The organism is Pontibaca salina (genome assembly GCF_016307205.1).
Classification (GTDB): domain Bacteria; phylum Pseudomonadota; class Alphaproteobacteria; order Rhodobacterales; family Rhodobacteraceae; genus Pontibaca; species Pontibaca salina.
Genome location: NZ_JAEIJD010000015.1, coordinates 31,360 through 48,577, shown reverse-complemented (window position 1 = coordinate 48,577; position 17,218 = coordinate 31,360). Strand labels below are relative to the sequence as shown.

The following is a 17,218-nucleotide window of genomic DNA, read 5'->3' as shown; positions in this document are numbered from 1 at the left end:
TCTGTTCTTCTGTGTATCTTGATCGCTTCATTGTCCGTCCCTTCGTTGGGCCAGACTCTAATTCCAGATGGAGGAAAAATCCCGTGGCAGGTCACAGGGACCTCTTCTCTATGTCAGACCCACATATACATGCTATCCATCCCGCTGTCTTTGCCCCGCTGAAACCTGTCGACAAGCATCTGCCGTTCATCACGATGACGGAGGCAAATAGCAGCTGCCAGCGCAATGGTTCTGGTCAACACGGTCGTTCTGGTGTGCGGGCGGCATGTTCTCAGCACTGGCTCTGCTGCAGCTTTTAGACAGGTTTCCTCAGAGGCCCGTGATCCATTCCGGCGCTTGGCTAATGGTCGCAGGAATGCTCGGGGTCGCTGTTGCCATCATCATCCTTGGATTGACCTGGCCACTCCTGCTCACCGTCTAATTGCTGATCGGTCTTGGTAACTCTGCCGATCTGAGGTCTGATTATCCCCATCTCCAAGGCCATGGGGAACAGAGTCACCGGCACGACATCAACATCGACGAACTGCACCACCACTGGCCTGCAGCGAAGTGATACTAGTGGGTTCCTTCTGCGGGAATGGAAGAAAATATTATGGAACAGATTCGCCAGCGGATGCCACGAACCCGTTGACCGATAGGGCATGTTTAATGGCCGACAGGGGCGTACGCGGTCCGCGCGGCAATATAGCGAACGTGGAACTAAGCCGAAGGCTGGGTATCAACCCAAAGAAGATTGCGAGAACCGGCAAGCGGTCGCGGATAGAAAGATTGGCCCGAAGGAACCGCGCAAATACTGTTTGGAGAGTAAATCAAAGCTGGGACAGTACGGTTTTCATACATTTAAAAATAATCATTATAATCAAATTATTAGATCGCCATATGGGTGAAATATCTTAACTTTGCATACTGCCGAAGCGCTTTGTCAGCGCGCTTATAAAGCCTTTCATAATACCTTACGCGCACGACATCCGCTGATCTCTCCCTGATCGCATGACACATCAGGCCCATGGGGGGATCTGGCGAACTGGGCCCCAGGGATGGCGCTTGCACTCGTTTATAAATGATCATTTAGTTGCGGCACTTGAAACTGTAAGCGGCCGCTTGTCTTGCCCTTGATCCGCTCCGCCGTGGCCTCCAGCCAGAAAATGCAGCAAGAGGCGCGGCGCAGTATTCCAGAAGTTTGCTTGCACACAGTGAATGTCGTGCATACGGAACCAAAAAGATCTGCATTAAGCGAAAAATTGTTCGCTTCACGCTGGTCCGCGCAGACATATATCAGCCATACACAACAAAAATATTGATTTTATCCATTTATATGCGAAAGTGGTCGGCACGTCTGTCGCCACTGCATGAGTTGTCGGCTGATACACTACACATTTGACGCGCTGACTAAGGTGGCGCGAGGGGAGAAAAAATGCGAAGTCTGAGAAAATGGGTGCTGAATTCAGTACTCGCGGTAACCGCAGCCGGTTCAATGATGCTATCCGCTGCGTCAGCAGAACCTGAACATCGCTGGAAGATGGCGACAACTGTCACCGGCGGCCCCCTTATGGAGCTGGGCGCAAAAGCCTATGCCGAGAAGGTCTCCGAACTCACTGAGGGGCGGGTTGAGATTGAGGTGTTCCCAGCCGGAACCCTCGGCAAAGCACTGGACGTATCAAGCAGCGTACGAAGAGGCATTGCCGACGTCGGTCACACCTGGATGGGATATGACTGGGGCAGGGACAAGACCGCGGTTCTGTTTGGTGGGTTTGCCGGATCCATGGACAGCGAGCGCATGCTCCACTGGCTCTATGAGGGCGGAGGCCAAGAGCTGTGGACAGAGTTCCGGGCCGAGCGATTTGGTGTTGTCTCGTACCCGCTGTTCATGCGTCCGGCCGAAGTCTTTTTGCATTCAAACCGCCCAGTCTCGACGCTGGAGGATCTCAAGGGGCTAAAGCTGCGCACGGCAGGTGCTTGGCTGGACCTGTCCAGCAAGCTCGGTGCCGCGCCGGTGACAATGGCTGCCGGTGATGTCTACACCTCGCTCGAGCGCGGAGCGATTGATGCCACCGAATGGGGCACGCTTTATGAAAACGTCGCGCCAGGGTTTTATCAGATCGCGAAATATATCGTGGTGCCGGGGGTGCATCAGCCGAGCGCGCCTTATGAGCTTGTTATCAATACGGATTCTTTCGCAAAACTTTCCGAACAAGATCAGGCGCTGGTCAAACTGGCGGCTAAGATTGTGACCATGGAAAGCTGGCTCAAGCTTGGGCACGAAGATGCCAAGGCGCTCGAATTCTACCGTGAAAACGGCAATGAAATCATCGTCCTTGAGGATGAGGTCAAGCGTAAAGTCAAAGAAATCGCCATGGAGTGGGGGGAAGAGCAGGCTGAGGGCAACGATTGGTTCAGCCGAGTCTTTGAAGCCCAGCGGGCCTATGAAATGCTTTGGAAGGACGCCGAGAGCTATCGCGAAGTTGCTCTGCCCGAACAGGCACCGGCGGACGGCTGAGCTGACGCTCTGATTGCCCCCAAAGCCAGGGCTTTGGGGGCTATTCAATGAGGATATGTAAATGATTATAAGCACCCGGCGCTTGATCGGACGAATCAGCGCGGTTCTGGGCTATATTGGAGCGCTGATTTTACTGCCTCTGATCTTTGCCTCAGTCTATGAGGTGGTTGCCCGCTATGTTTTTGGCCGGCCAACAATCTGGGCTTACGAAATCGGCTACATGGCCATGGGTGCTTCGTTCCTGCTCGGAGCTGCCTACACGCTGCGCGATGATCGGCATGTCAGAATCGACGTCATAGCCCTTAGGCTCTCGCCCAAAACACGAGCGGGACTGGACCTTATCAGCTATCTTGTTCTGTTTTTGCCCATCGCCTGTTGGCTGACTTGGGGGCTCCTTCAATACACGATTGAAGCATATGAGTGGCAGGAACGTTCCGGTGAATCCGCCTGGAACCCAGTGATCTGGCCTTACTATAGCTTCTTCTTCATCGGCTTCGCCTGTTTGCTGCTGCAGGGCATCGCCGAGATTCTAAAAAATATACAGATCCTTCTGGGTCGATGCGCGAAAGTCTGAACAGATGGATTATTCTTCTCTATGGATGTTTCCGGTCCTATTAGCGATCCTTTTGACCGGCTTTCCGATCGCTTTCTCCCTGATGGGGGTGGCTGCGGTCTTTGGTATATTCACCTTTGGCGATGCGCTGGTTCACCAATTTGTTGACAAGGTTGACGAAGTAGCAAGTAACTTCGTGCTCGCCGCAGTGCCGTTATTCGTGTTCATGGGAACGATGCTGGAGCGCTCGGGGATTGCCGAGCGGTTATTCGAAGCAATGCATCTGTGGACACGTCGTTTGCCGGGGGGGCTGGCCGTTGGTACGGTCTTGATGTGCGTGATTTTCGCTGCCGCGACCGGGGTGATTGGTGCCACCGAAACCGTGGTGGGCCTGCTCGCGATCCCGGTGATGATGAAGCACAACTATAATAAGGGGCTGATTTCCGGCACGATCTGCGCCGGCGGATCCTTGGGCACAATCATTCCGCCCTCGGTTGTGGTGATTTTGATGGGCCCCATCGCCAATGTTTCAGTGGGTGACCTGTTCATGGGGATGGTGTTTCCCGGCTTGGTCATGGCAGGGCTTTACATCATCTATATCATTGTGCGCTGTACGATCCGACCACAAGATGGGTCGCTGGTGGTGGATGACGAAGTCTTGCCCACGAAAACCGAAAGACTCTGGATCACAGCGACCGCCTTCCTGCCCGCGGCGCTGATGATTTTCTCAGTCCTTGGGTCGATCATGCTGGGTCTTGCCTCTCCGACTGAGGCGGCAGGAATGGGCGCTTTGGGCTCGGTGGTGCTGGCGGCCTGCTATCGCACGCTTACTTTCTCTACATTGCGCATCGCCCTGCTCAACACCGTTCAGGTGACCTCGATGATATTGCTGATCCTGCTGGCCGGCTCGATGTTTTCCGGGGTCTTCGTCGCTGGCGGTGGCATTCAGTTGACCAAGGGGCTGATCACGGCATCTAACCTCAGCCCGTGGGCGACGTTGGCGTTGCTCCTCGTAATCGTCTTTCTGGCGGGTTTTGCGCTGGAGTGGATCTCTATTCTGCTGATTTTCCTGCCGGTTTTCATACCAATCGTGAACGATCTCGGGTTTGATCCGGTATGGTTTTGCATCCTCTTTCTGATCGTGATTCAAACCAGCTATCTGTCACCACCGATGGCGCCGGCAGTGTTCTATCTGCGGGTCATTGCACCTCCTCAGATCACCTTGGCAGACATGTATCGAGGGGTGGTGCCGTTCATTATCCTGCAGTTCATAACGCTGGGGATCGTGATGGCCTTTCCACAAATAGTGCTCTGGCTACCCTCTAAAGTGCTTGGCTTCTAGCGATAGTCTGGAGGCGAAATTTACAGCCACCGTCCGGGTGGCTGTAAAGCTTTGCGCACAAGAAAGTGATGAATAATATGACAACAAGACTTGTGGTGGTCGGCGGCGGATATGTCGGAAGCGAGGTTTCCCGGCGCCTCGACGCGTTGATGGATGTCACTTTGATCGAACCGCGAGAAGCCTTTGTGCATACTCCTGCGATGATCCGCTCTCTTGTGGACGGCGATCTCTTGGACGCGGCCATCTTCCCATATGACCGGCTGCTGTCACGGGGTCGCGTCATTCGCGAGCGGGCTGCCGGGCTGCGTCCTGATGGGGTCGCGCTTGCAAGCGGGGCGTTCGTGCCTGGAGATTTGATCCTTGTGGCAACCGGTTCCAGTTATCCGGCACCGTTCAAGCCTCAAACCGACGATATAGCCGATTTTCGCGCGTCCCAAAACGCGATCAGAACACGGGTGAGCCAGGCCCAGACGATTGTCATTGTTGGCGCAGGGCCAGTGGGAGTGGAACTCGCCGGTGAAATTGCTTCGGCACATCCTGCCATCTCAGTTACACTTGTCTCCGAGCAAGATCATCTTCTGCCAGGCCATCCACCCCGTCTTGGGAGAATGTTGCGGCGAAAGCTGCAATCTTTGGGCGTGGAGCTCATTGTAAACCGACGGGCCGTCAAAATTCCTGGGGAAGGGGCCGCCGAGAAAGCCTCGGTGACCTTGGATAATGGTGCGGAGCTGGCTGCGGATCTTGTCCTGAGCGCGACCGGGGCACAGGGCAGATCCGACCTGCTGGCCAGCCTTCCCGGCGTTAAAATCAATCGGGGCAGGGTGGTGACGGATAGCTGGTTGCGGCCCTGCAATTGGAGCAATCTTTTTGTGGGCGGCGATGCGGCGGATGTTGGCGAGGCCATGACAATTGTGGCGACCATGCGACAAGTCCCGTTCCTCGTCCGCACCCTCCGGGCGGCTGCCGCCGGAAAGCCGGTCGCGCGCCGCCGTCCATACCGGCCGTGGACCAATGCGCCGATTTTGGTGCCGCTGGGACGGAAAATTGGCGGCAGTTACTTGCCGGTTCCGCGCCAAATCGGGCCCCTTGGGGTAACCGGCAATTTTCTAACGCGGCAATTAAAGGGGAATGATCTGTTCATTCCAAAATATCGTAAGGCCTTTGGTTATCCGACAGGTTCAAACCTAAGCGATGACTAAACGAGGGCAGCCCCGATCAACGGTTCGTGGCGCTCTCGCGACGAATTTGTCCCTCAATGCTGCCTATCGACCGAGAAATGGCCACCCTATCAAGCTCTAGCAGCAAATAGGTGACCCAGCCGATTTGCGCGTTTCCCCTACGGTTATCTTCAGTTTTAAAACGAATGCTTGCAGCTAACATATCAGTGATATATCAATTATAGATGGAAACATCCAAGGGAGTCGAGTCATGGAACTTCAAGATACACAGATGACAGATCGTCAGCGTCAGTATCGCGCCAATTATCGGCAGCGAGTGGCTGGATGGTATAATGGATTTCTGCATATCGTCATCATCTACGCAATTGGCCTAACGGCGCTTTACATCTACATCTCTAACCTCCATGAGGTGAGGCCGCTTGAGTGGTTAACTATCCCGGTAGTTTTCCTCTTCTGCAATTTCTTCGAGTGGTGGCTGCATAAATATGTCATGCACCGGCCCTCCAAGAACCCCATTGCACGGGCCGTCTATAATCGGCACACGCTCCAGCATCACCAGTTTTTCACCGAAGTGGAAATGCGGTTTGCGGATCATAAAGACTATCGCGTGACTTTCTTTCCGCCTTATGCGCTGGCCGCTTTCACGCTCATGTCTATTCCAGGTGCGATTATCCTTGGGACTGTGTTCACCCCCAACGTTGGTTGGCTGTTCATCACTACCACCACTTCAATCTATGTTATCTACGAATTCATGCACTTCTGCTGCCATGTCGAAGACAATTGGTTTGTGCGAAATGTGCCATTGATCAACTCAAACCGGCGCGCCCACACTGCGCATCATGATCAGTCACTCATGATGGAGCGCAACATGAACTTGACGTTTCCGATCATGGATTGGCTGTTTGGCACTTCGGATTTGAACCGTGGCCTGATTGGCCATCTCTTTAACGGATACAATACAAGCCATCTCCGTAAGGATATGCGCAGAACATCGCGCAAACCGGTCCAGTCGCGCGCAACAATTCAGCCCGGCGAATAAACAGACTTATTCGCACCCCAATAGCTCACGCAGAGTTGGTGGCTTAGGCTGCCACTCTGCAAGGCGGAGGCACTGCCATGAATGCAATTGAACCCAACCTCTTTGCCCTACTACTCTTTACAATCTTTTCCAGCGTCGCGAGTATGGGATTTTTTGTAATGAGCGGTGTCTTTCCTTTGACAACGCGTCCTGAATTGACCCGGCCACTCGGCTTGGCAATGGTTCTGCTGAACACATTACTCCTGCTGCTGGTGCTCTATGGCACCGTCACCTACGGGATCACGCATTTGCGTTGGACCAGTATGGTGATTGCGGGCGGAATGGCGTTTCTGTTCACTCCAGCGCTGTTTAATATCTGGCCGGGCAAGTGGCGGGATGGATTTGTGGGCCTCGCAATCGTGATGATAGGGCTTGGTTGTTCTGCCTACGGCCTGCAGATTATGGTGTGATAAGTCGCATGAGCCCAGTTAGATAAATCTAAAGAAAGGAGCAACTTCTATGCCGTTCGTGGTTAAACTTGGACTGTCTGTAATGGTGGCATTGGCCGCAATCGCAGGCTGGCTTTATATGGGCCAACTCGGGCAGGTCGGCCCACAGTGGGCTTTGGTTTTCTTAGGTCCATTCAGCGTGTTTTCATTGTGGATTTTCCCTGAAGTGATGCGATCGAAAAGTGACGGGAGGAAAGAACCGTGAAAGTATATACAGGTGACCGCACGATCGACGGAATTGTCGTTACGGTGAACGGCAAGGACCTCGAGGACCACAGCAAGATAACCAAATTTACGAGCGGCGGCTTTGAATGGGGGTTCGAAGCTCCACCCGCAACGCAACTCGCCTTTGCGATGCTCTATGACCACACTGGCGATGCCAAAAGGTCCAAGGAATTGGCCAAGCCTTTCATGAAGTTGATTACGGCTAACTTTGCCAATGAATGGGAAATGACGTCAGCCGATATTGATACCGCAATCGAGCAGCTTTGAACTACAGGTGCAAAATGAAGGCTAATCTTGTACCGGGTAGGGTAGTCGCGCTGGGATCAATTCATAACAACGGAAACAAAAGAAATTGAGTATACAGTTCAAGGCAGCGGTTTTACACGAGACAAACTCGCCGATTAAAATCGAAACGGCCCAGTTGAACGAGCTGGGTGCAAGGGATGTCCTAGTCAAAATTCGGGCCGCCGGCCTTTGCCACACCGACCTTGAGGTGATTGAGGGTTCGTTGCGCTTGCCGTTTCCGATTGTGCTTGGCCATGAAGCGGCCGGTGTTGTGGAACAGGTGGGGCCAGATGCGCGCGGGGTCGAGGTGGGGGATCACGTGATCCTGTCCTGGAACCCACATTGCGGTGATTGCTTTTACTGTGATCAAAGCCTGCCTATTCTCTGCGAAACCTATCTGGAGAATACCCCGAAAGGGTTTGCATTTGACGGCAAGCCGAAGGCCCGTCTCGCGGATGGCCCCGGCCTGCACCAGCTTATGTATCTCGGTGCCTTTGGCGAATATTGTGTGGTGCAAGACCAGCAAGCCATTCCGGTACCGCGTGAAATGCCATTTGACCGTGCCGCATTGATTGGTTGCGGGGTCATGACAGGCGTCGGAGCGGCATTGAATGTCGCCAAGGTTCGCCCGGGAATGTCGGTAATGGTTATCGGCTGTGGTGCTGTCGGACTCGCTGCAATCCAAGGCGCTGTGTTGGGAGGCGCGGAACAAATATTTGCCGTCGACCTTCAAGAGAGCAGACTCCAGGCAGCGGCCGAGATGGGCGCGACTGTTCTGATAAACCCTCAGAAAGACGATGCGGCGAGCCTCGCTCGCAGCAATACCTCTGACCGCGGTGTTGATGTGGTCATCGAATCCGCCGGCAACGAGGCAGCTTTTCGCCTGACGGTGGAGGCGGTGCGTCCAGGCGGGCAAGCGATTTGGCTGGGCAAGACCGATGTGGATCAAGATGTCGCGTTCCGCTGGGGATCGCTGATGCAAGAGAAGCGTATCCGCCGCTCCAGCTATGGTGATGCACGCCCCCGTCAAGACTTTCCCTTTCTGTGCCGGTCCTATCTGGACGGGCAGCTTAAACTGGATTCATTGATCACGAACAGGATCAGCCTTGAGGAGATCAACGAAGGGTTTGAAGCCTTGAAGAACGGCGAAGCAATCCGCAGCGTGATCATTTTCGACGATTGATGCGCCGCAGATTCGATGCGTTTCCAAGTGCCATAAAATGCTTGATTTAAAGCGTTTCGGAAAATGCCTGAAACAGATGTTTTCGGGGAGCACTGAACATGCTCCTATGGCACAGGCCGCCCAGCATAACCCGGAATATTCAAAGAAAAGAAAATGCTTATGTTTGTAGAAAGCGAGGCGGGCAGATTAGAGTGCGTGGCATCCGGGTCTGACAGCTCTGGTCGAACAAATGTGGTCTTGGTCCACGGGATTCAGGGGACTGCCGCGATCTGGGCACCGATCATCCCGCAACTATCTGATACGCGCCGCATATTGGCGCCCAATCTGCGCGGGCGGGCCGCGTCATTCGCACCAGATGTGTTGGAAGCCTACACGATGACGGCCTTCGCATCGGATTTGCGTGCGGTGATCAAACAGGCCACCGGTCCCATTGTTCTGGTGGGCTGGAGCATGGGCAGCCTTGTCGCACTTGAATATCTCAAACGATATGGTGCGGAAGGGATAATCGGACTCGGGCTGATCAGTGGTAGTTCCTGCTTGCAGGTGGATGGCGGCAAGGACGCAATCTGGTTTCACGAAGAAACGGCGGAAAAGCTGGCTGAAGAGGCCGCCGGGCGCGTCAAGCGTTTACAGCTTACGCAAGCCGCAACCGATCGGGCTGTGGCCGGATCTTGGTTGAGCGCCAGAAAAGCGGACTATCGTCAGGAATTGAACAGCATAAAACTGCCGGTTTTGCTCATACATGGGGCAGAGGATCCCGAGTGTCCGATCGAGCACGCCCACTCGATGGCGAATGCTTTGCCAAACGCCCGTCTGGAGGTCTGGGAGGATTGCGGCCATTTGCCAATGGCTCACGATCCACAGCGATTTGCCTCGGCGCTGGAGGGGTTTGCGCTATCTTGCGAAACAGGCTGAAACAGTTACAGATTGCGTAAGCCTTTTGGACACTGTGACATTTCTATAAGTAACAAAGATATATCCATCTCCAAAAGCTTGAATATCGAGGTAAGATGACGCCATACTCACGGTAAGGCAGTCAGTTGAAAGGTTACGAGAAACACGATGAGCAATATTCAGAATGTGATCGGAAAGCCTGAACAGCATCTCCACGCCGGAGCCGACACCCTCGCTGAGCGCGCCTACCGGGAAATTGAGGAGATGATCGTCACTCTGGAGATTGCCCCCGGACAGGTGCTGTCGGAAGCTCAGCTCATCAAGGATTTGGGCATTGGCCGGACACCGATCCGCGAAGCCCTGCAGCGTCTGGCAAGCGAAGGGCTGGTCAACGTTATTCCGCGACGCGGGGCGTTTGTATCGGAAATCAATCTGTCGCGTCAGCTGCTCTTGCTGGAACTGCGACGCGAGGTTGAGCGCCTTTGTGCGCGCAAGGCGGCCATTCGTGCTACACCTGCAGAGCAAAAGGCTTTTTCCGATTTGGCCGATCAATTAGGGCAAGCTGCCGATAGTTGTGATGAAGCGGCGTTTATGCGATTGGATCTTCAGTTCAACCGCGCCATTGTTAAAGCGTGTCACAACGAGTTTGCTGAAGGTGCCATGCAGCGAATGCAGGGGCTGTCGCGGCGCTTTTGGTTTCAGCATTATCGCAAAGCATTCGATTTAGAGCGCTGTGCGCGCCTCCATGAAAATGTAGCTCGTGCGATATCGCGCGGAGACGAAGAGAATGCAGGAATAGCTTCCGATGCATTGAGCGATTATATTGTCGAATTTGCGCGCTCTACCATCTAATGTGGAGAAATAGCTGTTAGTTGGTGATTGCCCGCGAGGGCGGGATATCATGGCGGGGTTGAAGAGGCCTTCAATTCTGCACGGATGACATCAAACAAAACCTTGGGCTTGAACTCAGCTGAATAGCGGTTCCGCTATTGTCAAAGAGGGCTTCCTGCGTCAGATCACCAGATCTTGGCAACTGGTCCGAAATCCTGCGACCACCTCTGGTCAAGCGGGCTATTCCATTGCTTGCCTCACTCGGCGCTCGAAATGCCTGAATTCGTGGCACCAAGTTTTTCTATTGCCGGGGGCACCGGTCCGCCCGTTGCCCAGTCGAGCAGTTCGACGGTATGCAGAACTGGTACATCCATACCCCCGCCAATTTGCATCATACAGCCGATATTCCCGGCTGCGATTACGTCAGGCGATAGCGCGTTTAGCGTTTCGACCTTGCGCGCCTTCAATTCCGCGGAAATTTCGGGCTGCATCAGGTTATAGGTTCCCGCCGATCCACAGCAGAGATGCGCATTCTGGGGTTCGCGTACCGTAAAGCCCGCGGACTTCAGAAGGTCTTTTGGGTAGGTTTTGATCTGTTGACCGTGCTGAAGCGAGCAGGCTGAATGATAGGCCACCTGCAGGGGCTTGGCATGGGTTGCATCTTGCAAGCCCAGATCGATCATGACCTCGGAAACGTCTTTTGCGATGGCCGAAACACGTTTCGCCGCCGCTGCCAGGTCACCGGTCCGAAACATGTGGCCGTAATCCTTGACCGTAGTCCCACATCCCGAGGTGTTGATGACAATCGCATCCAGCCCATCGCCATCCATCTCGCGGGTCCAGGCGCGGATATTCTTTCCGGCCATTGTCAGGGCTTGCTCGGTTTTTCCCATATGATGCGTAAGCGCTCCGCAACATCCGGTCCCGTCTGTGATGACCACGTCACAGCCGTGCCGCTGGAGCAGCCGTATCGTGGCGTCATTGATGTCGGTATTCAGCGCGCGTTGTGCACAGCCGGTCATCAGGGCAACGCGTTTGCGCCGGACTCCCTGCGCCGGAAAAACCTGCGGAGCGTCGTTACGGCTGACCGGAGGTATTTGACGCGGGGCCATCTCGAGCATGGCGCGAAGCCGCGGATCTGGCATGAAACGGGCAAACACCCTACCGATCTTGGCCCCGACCAATGCGGCCCGGAACCGGGCCGGATAGGGCAGGATCTGCGCCAGAAGCCAGCGCAATGCGCGGTCGCTGGCGGGGCGACGGTAGTTCTGTTCGATATAGTGGCGCGCGTGATCGACCAAATGCATGTAATGGACGCCCGATGGACAGGTCGTCATGCAAGACAGGCAAGACAGGCAGCGGTCGATATGTTTAACTGTGGTGGCATCCGGCTGACGCTCATTCTCCAGCATGTCCTTGATCAGGTAGATGCGCCCCCGTGGGCTATCGAGCTCGTCACCAAGCACCTGGTAGGTCGGGCAGGTGGCCGTGCAAAAGCCGCAGTGGACACATGCGCGAAGGATGTCATTGGACCGGGCGGTATCCGGATCGCTCAGCTGCTCTGGCGTGAATGTTGTTTGCATGTTTCTGCCCTTCAGGCTGCCATCAGGCCCGGATTGAGAATGTTGTGGGGGTCGAACTGCGCGCGCAATTGGGTACTGATTTTTGTCAATCGCGCTGATTCAGGCTGAAATACCGGCGTCTTTTGGCGCAATTCAGTGCTGGCACGAATAAGGGTCGCATGGCCCTGACCGATCGCGCTGCGAATTACACCTGCGGCGGATTCGCTGGTTTCCTGCGGCACCTGGATCCAAACCAACCCCCCGCCCCAATCGAGCGATGTTTTCGCATCAAGTTCACGCTGGACCGTGGTCAAGAGACGCGGCGCATCCGTCGGTTTCACCGACACGCGCCAGATTGATCCGCCAGTATCTGCAAAATGACGCACATCGCGGATATTGCGCCAGAGCGCGTGATGTGCATCCCCGTCGATTACCTCGCCGCCTTCGTCGAGATATTCGCGCAGACGCGTGAGCCGATCGCCGACCTGAACATCCAATCCTTCAAGTCTCAAATAGGCCCGCCCGTCGATACTGGCGGCCCCAGAAACCTCAAAGGGCGTGCTCAATGCCTTGCAAAAAACCTTGACCGTTGCGGCATCTGCAAGGTTGTCGATGACAAGCGTGGCCGCGCGTTCAGGCCTTGGCAGAACTTTCAGGGCCACTTGGCTCAGCACGCCAAGGGTTCCGAAAGCGCCACACATCAGTCGAGCAAGATCAAGGCCGGTGACATTCTTCATAACGCGGCCGCCGCTTTTCAGCTGTCGACCGCGCCCGTCAACGAAGCGCACGCCAAGCAAGGCATCACGACAGGCACCGGCTTGCAGGCGACGGGGCCCGGAGACATTTCCGGCGACGACCCCCCCAATTGTTGGGGCGCCATTGGTCCCCAGCAAGCTGCGATGGTCCATTGGCTCAAAAGCCAACATCTGTTGTTCACCGGCAAGGGTATCCTCGATGTCCTGAATCGAGGTTCCCGCCCCTACGACCAGGGTCAGCGCACCGGGATCGTAGAGATCCACGCCCGACAGCGCATTGGTTGACAGGGTCTGTCCTGCAACGGGCTGGCCGATGTTGGCGCGGGTTCCGCCGCCGCTGATCCGGAACGGCGCGCTTTGGCTGGCCGCTTCCTTCACAACGTCCTGTAGTTCCGCTTCACTGCATGGTGTTATCGCGGCATTCATTTGGCGGCACCTTGGGTTGCGATAAGACTGCGGCGTGCGGCACTGGCGTTGAGTGGAAAGACCTTGGCAGGATTAAGCATCCAGTCTGGATCGAATACATCTTTGACTTGCATCATAGCCTCCAGATCGTCGGGCGAGAATTGCTCATACATCAGGTCACGTTTTTCGATGCCGACCCCATGTTCGCCGGTCAGACAGCCACCGACTTCGACACACAGCTTCAGAATTGCCGCGCCAAGCTGTTCGGCGCGCTCAAAGTCACCTTCCAGATTGGCATTATAGAGGATCAAAGGGTGCATATTGCCGTCACCCGCATGGAAGACATTCGCCACCTCCATCTGGTGCTCCTGTGCGAGTTCCCCGATCCGCCTGAGTGTTAGCGGCAGCGCCGAGACCGGCACGGTGCCGTCCAGACAGAGATAGTCGTTAAGACGCCCCATGGCGCCGAAAGCGGATTTCCGGCCCTTCCAGATCAGCTCACTCTGTTCGAGGCTCTGGCTGACGCGGAACTCGCGCGGATCAAGCGCAAGAGCAATTTTCTCAATGCGCTCGATTTGAACTGCAATCTCTGCCTCGGAGCCTTCAACCTCAACGATCAGCAGCGCCTCGCAAAGCGGATAGCCAACCGCGGTGAAATCCTCGACCACCTGGATACAGAGACGGTCCATATATTCGATAGCGACAGGCAGCACACCGGATTTGATGATTTGCGCGACGCATTCGCCCGCTGTTTCGGCATCGTCAAAACCAATCAAGACTGGGCGCGCGCCTTCCGGCTTGGGCAAGATACGCAAGGTGGCTTCGGTCACGATACCAAGTTGGCCTTCAGATCCGCAGATCAGCGCGAGCATATCCAGCCCCGGCGCATCCATATGTGCGCCACCAAGCTCGACGACCTCACCATCGGCCAAAACCAGCGTCACCCCCAGCAGGTTATTTGTTGTCACCCCGTATTTCAGACAATGGGCGCCGCCTGAATTCATGGCAATATTACCGGCAATGGCACAGGCCAATTGCGAAGAAGGGTCGGGGGCATAGAAGAAGCCATCATTTTCGACAGATTGGGTCACCGAAAGATTGGTAACGCCTGTCTGCACACGAATATAGCGGTCCGGGTAGTTCACTTCGATGGTATCACGCAGCCGCGAGGTGCCGATAATGACGCTATCGGCCGTCGCCAACGATCCGCCGGCAAGGGATGTTCCTGCCCCTCGCGGCACCACTTTGACGCCAAGCTGGTGACAGATCTTGAGGGCTTGCGACACCTCTTCGGTGGTCGCTGGCAGAATAACGGCGAGGGGCGGACAGCGATACGCTGTCAGCGCATCGCACTCATAGGCCAGTGTCTGGTGCGGATCGGTAATCAGTCCGTCGGCGGGCAGTGCCTCGGCTAAAGCCTTCAGAATGGCATCGCGGTTGCCCAAAACCCGGGCATCAGGCTCCGGCATCTCTATGCTAGACATCGGCTTGATTTTTTCCTCTTGGCAATTACGAGAGATGGTTAGCCCGCACCCAACACCCTAACATATCACACATATATAAGTAAGATATCAAATTGCAACTAGTTTTCGAGCGCTTCGGCCCAAAGGTTGCCCTCAAAGCTGCGCCAAAGCCAGAAAGAATCCTCGACACCCCTGCGCGACCAGTAGGCCCAAGCGCCGAAGCCGCTGACGTACTTGCGTTACTTATGGAAACTATGTCCAGTCGTCCCGGAACGCGCTGCCAAAGCAGAATCTGGTGCGCCCCTGACTGAATGCCGCCTGGGTTTTCGGCACCGGCGGCGCTTGGCTGTTAAGACAGATCAGCACAATGAACTGCCCCGTTTGGTTGATGTCGGTGAACTCAACGGCCGCCTTGATCACCACATGGGCGGGCGCGGTGATCAGGCCCTGCAAAACTAACACCTACATCAGCCGCTTTCCAACCTCTCAGGCGCTCGGGATCATCCACAGCGCTGAACTTACAAGCGACAATACGATCCGAGAAATTTGGGCGCAGACCGTAGCCTGCATAGAGGTATGACTACATGTTTTACGCTCGATAGCGCCTCCCATATTTTCAAGAAAAGCCGCTTTTTTGCGCCATGGCTAGGTGTTCAGACCCTCCTTGGCGCTGGGGGGAGGTTTCCGCCAGCCAGTCAGCGCCCAATTCGGCTGTCACCTGCGCAAAATAGGATGCCATCGCCTGCGGTTCGGGTGCCTCGATATGACTGCCGATCCATGCAAGCAACGCCATCCGGCGCAGCATGATAAAGGTGTCGATCTCGGCCTTTTCGGGGTCACTCAATGGGCGGACCTTTTCATAGCCGCGTATCCATGCTGCCTTGAGCGCGGGCACGCGCAGGTCGTCCTCCATAAAACTGATGCCAGTCGCAAAGTCGTAAAGGAACCAACCAAACCCGCAATCGTCGAAGTCGATCAGGCGGGTGCCGTTCGGGCCGGTCAGCAGATTGGCCAACCGCATATCCGCATGGATCAGGCCATAGCGATCATCGCTCGTGCCAAATGCATCTAGCCGCTCGCGTATGCGCGCTTCGACCGCCTCCAGCACCTCAGCGATATCGGGTGTCACATTTGGTGCATCGCGCCAATTTCCCCAATTGGGGGTGTCGCCAAAAACCGTGTCAACATTCCACACCAGTCTTTCAAAATTCGCAGGGCGCTGCCAAACCTTTGACTGCTCATGCGTCAGCGCAGCAATTTCGCCCAGCTCCTCGAACGGGCCGACCAGATCGCCGGCCTCGTCGGGCTGCGTACCTTCAACATGCTCGAACAGAACCATGAACCGCGGGTTCTCCAGCCCGTCGATACGGCCCTCCTGAATGACCTCTCCGTTTTTTCCAGTATAGCTGTCGGGAGTGACAACCGCGCGCGCTTCTTTCAGGGCGGCAATCCAGGCCAGTTCACATTCAATGGCGCGGCGGGTGTGATACTGCTCGCGATGAATCCGCAGGACCGCCTTGTAGCCTCCATCGGCCTCGACCAGATAGGTGGCGTTTTCCGACACGTTGATCAGCCGCGAATGGGCATTGCTAGGCATGTCCCACAGGACAAGCGATTGCTGCGCTAACCTGCCCAGATGAATCAAGAGTTCTGCCAGAGGCATATCTGTTTGAGCCATGATCGCTCCCTTTGTCATGATCTGCAAATGGTTGGGGCCGCGTGTGGGGCGGCCCCACTCTGGGTCAGATTTCTCCGATTGCTTCCAGAGATTCAGGCAGGATCTGCCCGCCATCAACGATCATCTGCTGTCCGGTGATGTACCCAGCCTCGTCCGAGGCAAAGAACAGCGCGGCATTGCCGATATCTTCGACCGCACCAAGCCGTTTGAGCGGGATCGAGGCGGCCATCGTGTCCAGATAATCCTGCCCCAGCCCTTGCAGCCCTTCGGTATAGATGTTTCCGGGCATTACTGCGTTGATGGTGGTATTGTAGCGCGACAGCTCCATCGCCGCTGTTTTCAGGAAGCCAAGCTGCCCGGCCTTGGAAGCTCCGTAATGCGACCAGCCGGGAAACCCGGTGACAGCACCTGTGATCGACGAGGTCAAGACCACGCGGCCCTTGCCGGCCGTCTCGAAATAGGGGATCGACGCCTTGACCGCCAGAAAGGCCGAGCGCAAGTTGCAGGCCATGACGCTGTCCCACTCCTCGACGTTCATATCGACAATCTTGGTCTGCGGGAAATAGCCCGCATTAGCGCACATGATGTCCAATCCGCCCTGGACCTTGGCCGTGCGGTCCACCGCGGCCTTTATCTCGTCCCAGTCGCCCACATCGGCAATATCATAGCGCACATGATCGCCCATTTCGCTAGCGGCTGTCTTCAGCGCGGCCTCGTCACGGGCGATCAGCGTGATCTGGGCACCCTGCGCCGCAAAAACCTGCGCGATGCCGCGCCCGATACCTTTGGAGCCACCGGTGACGATGACGCTTTTGCCTTTAATGGATGTCAGCATGATTT

Annotated in this window: 18 protein-coding genes; 11 read left to right on the top strand and 7 right to left on the bottom strand. The window is 55.6% G+C overall.

What is annotated here, in order from left to right; all coding sequences use genetic code 11:
• Positions 1–340: 340 nt before the first annotated feature.
• Entirely contained in the window at positions 341–529 is a 189-nt protein-coding gene (locus tag JAO82_RS13455; protein WP_198686911.1) for a hypothetical protein, read from the bottom strand.
• 990 nt (positions 530–1,519) lie between these two features.
• Between JAO82_RS13455 and dctP the strand changes: the two genes are divergently transcribed.
• The 11 genes from dctP (at position 1,520) to JAO82_RS13400 (ending at position 10,536) form a co-directional block, all read left to right on the top strand.
• Positions 1,520–2,497, top strand: a complete 978-nt coding sequence (gene dctP, locus JAO82_RS13450) for a TRAP transporter substrate-binding protein DctP (RefSeq protein ID WP_198686910.1) — start codon at positions 1,520–1,522, stop codon at positions 2,495–2,497.
• A gap of 82 nt (positions 2,498–2,579) precedes the next feature.
• The gene (locus JAO82_RS13445) at positions 2,580–3,071 is read left to right on the top strand and encodes a TRAP transporter small permease subunit (RefSeq protein ID WP_198686909.1); all 492 of its coding nucleotides are present in this window, start codon (positions 2,580–2,582) and stop codon (positions 3,069–3,071) included.
• Between the two features lie 4 nt (positions 3,072–3,075).
• On the top strand, positions 3,076–4,392 hold the full coding sequence (locus JAO82_RS13440; protein ID WP_198686908.1) for a TRAP transporter large permease: 1,317 nt from the start codon (positions 3,076–3,078) through the stop codon (positions 4,390–4,392).
• 77 nt (positions 4,393–4,469) lie between these two features.
• Positions 4,470–5,591 carry an NAD(P)/FAD-dependent oxidoreductase gene (locus JAO82_RS13435; RefSeq protein WP_198686907.1) on the top strand — a complete coding sequence of 374 codons (1,122 nt, stop codon included), beginning with the start codon at positions 4,470–4,472 and terminating at the stop codon, positions 5,589–5,591.
• Positions 5,592–5,820: 229 nt separating this feature from the next.
• Positions 5,821–6,609 carry a sterol desaturase family protein gene (locus JAO82_RS13430; protein WP_198686906.1) on the top strand — a complete coding sequence of 263 codons (789 nt, stop codon included), beginning with the start codon at positions 5,821–5,823 and terminating at the stop codon, positions 6,607–6,609.
• Positions 6,610–6,686: 77 nt separating this feature from the next.
• Positions 6,687–7,058, top strand: coding sequence for a hypothetical protein (locus tag JAO82_RS13425; RefSeq protein WP_198686905.1), 372 nt, complete (start codon positions 6,687–6,689; stop codon positions 7,056–7,058).
• Between the two features lie 49 nt (positions 7,059–7,107).
• Positions 7,108–7,302, top strand: a complete 195-nt coding sequence (locus tag JAO82_RS13420; RefSeq protein ID WP_198686904.1) for a hypothetical protein — start codon at positions 7,108–7,110, stop codon at positions 7,300–7,302.
• A complete protein-coding gene (locus JAO82_RS13415) occupies positions 7,299–7,589 on the top strand; it encodes a DUF6166 domain-containing protein (RefSeq protein ID WP_198686903.1) in 291 nt (96 codons plus the stop codon). Before JAO82_RS13420 ends, JAO82_RS13415 begins: the two co-directional genes overlap by 4 nt.
• Positions 7,590–7,674: 85 nt before the next feature.
• Positions 7,675–8,790, top strand: a complete 1,116-nt coding sequence (locus JAO82_RS13410; protein WP_198686902.1) for a Zn-dependent alcohol dehydrogenase — start codon at positions 7,675–7,677, stop codon at positions 8,788–8,790.
• 153 nt (positions 8,791–8,943) lie between these two features.
• Positions 8,944–9,705, top strand: coding sequence for an alpha/beta fold hydrolase (locus tag JAO82_RS13405; protein WP_198686901.1), 762 nt, complete (start codon positions 8,944–8,946; stop codon positions 9,703–9,705).
• A 147-nt stretch (positions 9,706–9,852) separates the two neighbouring features.
• Positions 9,853–10,536, top strand: a complete 684-nt coding sequence (locus JAO82_RS13400; protein ID WP_198686900.1) for a GntR family transcriptional regulator — start codon at positions 9,853–9,855, stop codon at positions 10,534–10,536.
• A 236-nt stretch (positions 10,537–10,772) separates the two neighbouring features.
• On the opposite strand, the gene glcF is transcribed toward JAO82_RS13400, so the two are convergent.
• The 6 genes from glcF to fabG form a co-directional block, all read right to left on the bottom strand.
• Entirely contained in the window at positions 10,773–12,098 is a 1,326-nt protein-coding gene (gene glcF, locus JAO82_RS13395) for a glycolate oxidase subunit GlcF (protein WP_198686899.1), read from the bottom strand.
• A gap of 11 nt (positions 12,099–12,109) precedes the next feature.
• Complete coding sequence (gene glcE, locus JAO82_RS13390; RefSeq protein ID WP_198686898.1) at positions 12,110–13,258, bottom strand: glycolate oxidase subunit GlcE; 1,149 nt, start codon at positions 13,256–13,258, stop codon at positions 12,110–12,112.
• The gene (locus JAO82_RS13385) at positions 13,255–14,712 is read right to left on the bottom strand and encodes an FAD-linked oxidase C-terminal domain-containing protein (protein ID WP_198686915.1); all 1,458 of its coding nucleotides are present in this window, start codon (positions 14,710–14,712) and stop codon (positions 13,255–13,257) included. Before JAO82_RS13385 ends, glcE begins: the two co-directional genes overlap by 4 nt.
• Positions 14,713–14,952: 240 nt before the next feature.
• On the bottom strand, positions 14,953–15,153 hold the full coding sequence (locus JAO82_RS13380; protein WP_198686897.1) for a hypothetical protein: 201 nt from the start codon (positions 15,151–15,153) through the stop codon (positions 14,953–14,955).
• Positions 15,154–15,316: 163 nt separating this feature from the next.
• Complete coding sequence (locus JAO82_RS13375; RefSeq protein ID WP_198686896.1) at positions 15,317–16,378, bottom strand: phosphotransferase enzyme family protein; 1,062 nt, start codon at positions 16,376–16,378, stop codon at positions 15,317–15,319.
• Positions 16,379–16,442: 64 nt separating this feature from the next.
• Complete coding sequence (fabG, locus tag JAO82_RS13370) at positions 16,443–17,213, bottom strand: 3-oxoacyl-ACP reductase FabG (RefSeq protein WP_198686895.1); 771 nt, start codon at positions 17,211–17,213, stop codon at positions 16,443–16,445.
• Positions 17,214–17,218 lie beyond the last annotated feature (5 nt).

Coding starts and splice junctions, on each gene's coding strand:
- dctP (WP_198686910.1), top strand. CDS start 1,520: ATGGCGACAACTGTCACCGGCGGCCCCCTTATGGAGCTGGGCGCAAAA.
- JAO82_RS13440 (WP_198686908.1), top strand. CDS start 3,076: ATGGATTATTCTTCTCTATGGATGTTTCCGGTCCTATTAGCGATCCTT.
- JAO82_RS13435 (WP_198686907.1), top strand. CDS start 4,470: ATGACAACAAGACTTGTGGTGGTCGGCGGCGGATATGTCGGAAGCGAG.
- JAO82_RS13430 (WP_198686906.1), top strand. CDS start 5,821: ATGGAACTTCAAGATACACAGATGACAGATCGTCAGCGTCAGTATCGC.
- JAO82_RS13425 (WP_198686905.1), top strand. CDS start 6,687: ATGAATGCAATTGAACCCAACCTCTTTGCCCTACTACTCTTTACAATC.
- JAO82_RS13420 (WP_198686904.1), top strand. CDS start 7,108: ATGCCGTTCGTGGTTAAACTTGGACTGTCTGTAATGGTGGCATTGGCC.
- JAO82_RS13405 (WP_198686901.1), top strand. CDS start 8,944: ATGCTTATGTTTGTAGAAAGCGAGGCGGGCAGATTAGAGTGCGTGGCA.
- JAO82_RS13400 (WP_198686900.1), top strand. CDS start 9,853: ATGAGCAATATTCAGAATGTGATCGGAAAGCCTGAACAGCATCTCCAC.
- glcF (WP_198686899.1), bottom strand. CDS start 12,098: ATGCAAACAACATTCACGCCAGAGCAGCTGAGCGATCCGGATACCGCC.
- glcE (WP_198686898.1), bottom strand. CDS start 13,258: ATGAATGCCGCGATAACACCATGCAGTGAAGCGGAACTACAGGACGTT.
- JAO82_RS13375 (WP_198686896.1), bottom strand. CDS start 16,378: ATGGCTCAAACAGATATGCCTCTGGCAGAACTCTTGATTCATCTGGGC.
- fabG (WP_198686895.1), bottom strand. CDS start 17,213: ATGCTGACATCCATTAAAGGCAAAAGCGTCATCGTCACCGGTGGCTCC.